Genomic DNA, 4,046 nt, shown 5'->3' with positions numbered 1-4,046 from the left:
TTGTTAAAAGACAAAAGGAAATCAAAATCCGTTTAACGGATGAAGAACATCAAGCCCTTTTAGATCGTTGTACTACAGCCAGTCTTGCCAGTTGGATGCGTGAATCTTGTTTAAATGAAAAGCGAACTAAGCAAAGCAAAGTTATTGAAGTAGACCCGAAGTTATTAAGACAGCTTGCAGGGATTGGAAATAACCTAAATCAGATTGCTAGATTGGTGAATCAAGAAAGCAAAGCCAATTCAGCAATAGACCGTATAGCAATTATCACAGCGTTATCAGGCATAGAGCGAGAGCTTCAAAGGTTGCAGGATGATCATAAAAATACATAGTCGTGGGATTGGTTCAGGTAGTGCGCCTGTAGATTATTTATTGGGTAAAGATCGAGATCGGGAAGATGCAAGGCTTGATCGTGGTGACCCTGAACAAATGATTCAGTTAATTGACAGCAGTAACTATGCTCAAAAATATACATCGGGCGTTTTATCGTTTGCAGAACGTGATTTAGAAGAACATCAAAAGCAACAGATCATGGATAGTTTTGAACGTGCATTGATGCCAGGTCTTGATAAGGATCAATACTCAGTTTTATGGGTGCAGCACCAAGATAAAGACCGCCTAGAACTTAATTTTGTGGTAGCCAATGTGGAACTTCAAAGCGGTAAACGTCTACAGCCGTATTTTGATCGTGCAGATCGTCCACGGGTGAATGCTTGGAAAGACCTTGTAAACGATCATTACGATTTAAAAGACCCGAATGACCCACTGAATAAACGTGAGTTATGTACGCCTAATAATTTGCCTAGAACTAAAATTTTAGCCTGTGAAGCGATTACAGACGGACTTTTGAGCGTGGCAGAGCGTGGCGATTTAAAAAATCGTGATGATGTGATTAAAACCCTTGAGGGTGCAGGGTTTGAGATAGCACGAACCACAAAGAAAAGTATCAGTATTAAAGACCCCGATGGGGGGCAAAATATTCGCCTAAAGGGGGCAATCTATGAGCAAGATTTTAGATTTGGCAAAGAGCTTCGAGCAGACATCGAGCGAGCAAGCGAAAGATACAGAGCAAGTCGTGGCGAAAGAGTTCAAGAAGCACGAGCAACGCTTGATCGACTTATTGAGCGAAAACGAGAAAGCAATCAGCAACGCTATCCAAGAGCAGAACAAACGCCTATTGCCGACTATGTTAAAAACTTGGAGCATCGTAGCCATAGCCATCGTAACAGCGCTTTTACTGATGTGGGGCATCCTAGCCTATCAGAGCAAGAAAATCGCACAGAATGCAGAGATTATGGCTCAACAGAGCCTAGCTATCCAAGAGTTAGCGGACAAGGGGGGCAATATCAAGCTACAGAACTGCATAGACAGCAAGAATCGCAAGAGATTATGCATTCCAATGAACAAAGACGCAGAAACTTGGAAGAATGGAAGCCTGATGGTTCCGATGGGGTATTAACTGATGACCGAATTAGAAAAGCACTTGCTCGAAGCCTTGGAACAAGCACAGGCACAGCAACAGCAGAGGGAAGCCGATTTACTCAAGATGTTCGAGAGTACCAAGCAGGACAATTTCAGCGTGAGAAAAGCCTTCAAAGATTTCTTAGACAATATGAGGGAAACCGACCAGACCAGAAGCACCAACTTGAGCAACTTAGTACGGCAAGTGAGCAACTTGAACGATCAACTAGAGGGCTTCAAGACACAAAATTCAACCTTGACCAAGCAATTACAAGTGCTAGAAATGCAAGTCAGCAAGTTAAAGAAATAAACGAGCCGAAACGGAGTTATGGAATGAGGTTTGGTCGATAAATTTTTTATGAGGTTTAGTAATGATTAAAAAGATTGTTTTAAGTATATGTCTTTGTTTTTCTAATTTAGTTTTTGCAAAAGATATTGCTCTTAGTTTTGATGATGGTCTGAATCCAGAAAATAATTTGGATGCTCTACAAATAAATAACGATATTCTAAAAGTATTAAAAGTGAATAATATTTCAGCTATTGTTTACCCTAGCGTCAGTAAAATTGGAGGAAAACAAGGTTTAGATATTATTTCAGAATGGGGAAGACAAGGACACCGTATAGGTAATCATGGAAATTTACATTTAAATCTAAATAAAGATGATGTAACGCTGAATGATTACTTAGTTGATATGGAGCAAGGACATCAAACATTTTCTTCGTTACAGGGGTTTGTACCACGTTACCGCTTTCCGTTCTTGAAAGAGGGAAATACTGTAGAAAAAAGAGATAGTGTGAGAGAGTGGCTTTCAACTAATAAATACCAATCAGGGGCTGTTAGCATTGATGCTAGTGACTGGTATTACAATCAATTATTTTTAAAATATAAGAAAGAAAATGATCAAGAAAGTTTAGACAAGTTAAAACCAGCTTATATCGCTCATTTACTTGATCGAGCAGAGTATTACGATGGTGTAGCAGTAAACACGTTAGGACGTTCACCCAAGCATGTTCTTTTACTTCATGTCAGAGCAATTAATGCTGCTTGGTTAGAGGACATAATTAATTCTTTTAACCAACAAGGTTGGACATTTATTAATAGTGATACTGCGTATCAGGATTCAATTTATCAAATTCAGCCACAAACTTTACCTGCTGGTGAAAGTGTTTTGTGGAGCATTGCACAAATTTATGGCGTTAAAAATTTACGCTATCCAGCAGAAGACGCTCCATATGAATATCCCAATTTGAAAAAATTTGGTTTAGATATTGAGCCTTAATATGCCTAAGTTTCTATAAACAGCTTAATTAAGTAAGAAAAAAGCCCAATAACTCTTGCAAGTGATCGGGCTTTTCCTTTAAATTTGGCGGGTACAGTTATTTGATGTTACAAGCATCAATTAACGAATGATCGGAGGTTTGACGACCGTCACGATATTCACCTTACGGCTTATGTACCACTCCTTGTATTTTAAAGCAGTGATAAAGATTAACAAGCCCCAAATTTGAAACTTTCGTTAAATTAGATACTAAAACCATCAAATAAGCACCTCTAGGTCAAGCTTTGTCTACTTCTGTACGCCCATTTTTCGGTTAGACACATATAACGTGTGGTAGGAATAAGTGTCACTGGCGTTATATGGCAATAGTCGAAAGGCTAAACCGCTTACAGGGGAACTTCACAAAGGCGGAGCGTTGGGAGTAGTTACATAGGACTGTTAAGTTGCATGTTGGGGAAACCCTCGCAGAGATACAGCCGTGTAGCGACAGGGAGCGCGTGGAGAGAGGTGCAAAGCCTTGAGTCCTTGTCTGCATAGTTTGCAAAGCTATGTGCAGATACGACCGATATACGTGGCTCCGAAGCCAAGATATATACGGAACATCGGCAATACTTAAGGGATACGTCATTTTTTTAAATGACAGCCCTTAGGGTGAGTATTGCCGAAACTCTCTCAACCGTTTCCAAAGCCAAAGCACGAAGTGCGACGCTTTGGGGGCGAGTTGAGAAGTTGAGTGCATTTGTTTTTACAAGATCTATGCCAAGTCCATTATTAATTTAATAGAGTCTATAATTTTAAATACTGAACTTAATCAAGAAAGTGAGCAAGGGAAACTCTGCTTGATGCAGATCTGTTTCCATGCTACTTTTTTGATTAATAGCCAGCACACACAAAGGGTACTTTCTTCGCTACGCTCGAAGATTCCCTTTTGTGAGACTGGTTCAGGGGCTTCACCCCCGACACCCCCGAAAACCGCCCAAATAAAAAATCATAGATTTTCTATTTGAACGGTTACAAACCGAGGATCTCATTTAGTCATGACTAAAAAAGAAATTGTTAAAAGACAAAAGGAAATCAAAATCCGTTTAACGGATGAAGAACATCAAGCCCTTTTAGATCGTTGTACTACAGCCAGTCTTGCCAGTTGGATGCGTGAATCTTGTTTAAATGAAAAGCGAACTAAGCAAAGCAAAGTTATTGAAGTAGACCCGAAGTTATTAAGACAGCTTGCAGGGATTGGAAATAACCTAAATCAGATTGCTAGATTGGTGAATCAAGAAAGCAAAGCCAATTCAGCAATAGACCGTA

At 39.7% G+C, this 4,046-nt stretch carries 6 protein-coding genes and 1 pseudogene; 6 read left to right on the top strand and 1 reads right to left on the bottom strand.

Annotated elements, in window-relative coordinates:
• Positions 1-20 precede the first annotated feature (20 nt).
• Together mobC and B9T25_RS14910 are read left to right on the top strand one after the other, a co-directional pair.
• Entirely contained in the window at positions 21-329 is a 309-nt protein-coding gene (mobC, locus tag B9T25_RS14365; RefSeq protein ID WP_213033001.1) for a plasmid mobilization relaxosome protein MobC, read from the top strand.
• A pseudogene (locus tag B9T25_RS14910) lies at positions 310-675 on the top strand (relaxase/mobilization nuclease domain-containing protein); the annotation flags it as partial. The gene mobC and the pseudogene B9T25_RS14910, both read left to right, overlap by 20 nt.
• Here B9T25_RS14910 and B9T25_RS14905 read toward each other — a convergent pair.
• The gene (locus tag B9T25_RS14905; protein ID WP_416202370.1) at positions 623-763 is read right to left on the bottom strand and encodes a hypothetical protein; all 141 of its coding nucleotides are present in this window, start codon (positions 761-763) and stop codon (positions 623-625) included. The pseudogene B9T25_RS14910 and the gene B9T25_RS14905 overlap by 53 nt on opposite strands.
• Before the next feature lie 234 nt (positions 764-997).
• Here B9T25_RS14905 and B9T25_RS14900 point away from each other — a divergent pair, with 234 nt between their 5' ends.
• The 4 genes from B9T25_RS14900 to B9T25_RS14350 form a co-directional block, all read left to right on the top strand.
• Positions 998-1,456, top strand: a complete 459-nt coding sequence (locus tag B9T25_RS14900) for an MbeB family mobilization protein (protein WP_416202369.1) — start codon at positions 998-1,000, stop codon at positions 1,454-1,456.
• 3 nt (positions 1,457-1,459) lie between these two features.
• The gene (locus tag B9T25_RS14895) at positions 1,460-1,768 is read left to right on the top strand and encodes an MbeD/MobD family mobilization/exclusion protein (protein ID WP_416202368.1); all 309 of its coding nucleotides are present in this window, start codon (positions 1,460-1,462) and stop codon (positions 1,766-1,768) included.
• 61 nt (positions 1,769-1,829) lie between these two features.
• Positions 1,830-2,738 (top strand): polysaccharide deacetylase family protein, encoded by a 909-nt coding sequence (locus B9T25_RS14355; protein ID WP_086189091.1) that lies wholly within the window; start codon positions 1,830-1,832, stop codon positions 2,736-2,738.
• A 1,037-nt stretch (positions 2,739-3,775) separates the two neighbouring features.
• Positions 3,776-4,046, top strand: a 271-nt coding sequence (locus tag B9T25_RS14350; protein ID WP_086189090.1) for a plasmid mobilization protein, incomplete at its 3' end; no start/stop codon positions are given.

This window comes from Acinetobacter sp. ANC 4470 (assembly GCF_002135335.1).
Lineage (GTDB): Bacteria > Pseudomonadota > Gammaproteobacteria > Pseudomonadales > Moraxellaceae > Acinetobacter.
This window is presented reverse-complemented; position numbering and strand designations above follow the sequence as displayed.

What these genes read in the sequence shown, in the direction of transcription:
- B9T25_RS14900 (WP_416202369.1), top strand. Translation starts at nt 998, where the DNA reads ATGAGCAAGATTTTAGATTTGGCAAAGAGCTTCGAGCAGACATCGAGC.
- B9T25_RS14895 (WP_416202368.1), top strand. Translation starts at nt 1,460, where the DNA reads ATGACCGAATTAGAAAAGCACTTGCTCGAAGCCTTGGAACAAGCACAG.
- B9T25_RS14355 (WP_086189091.1), top strand. Translation starts at nt 1,830, where the DNA reads ATGATTAAAAAGATTGTTTTAAGTATATGTCTTTGTTTTTCTAATTTA.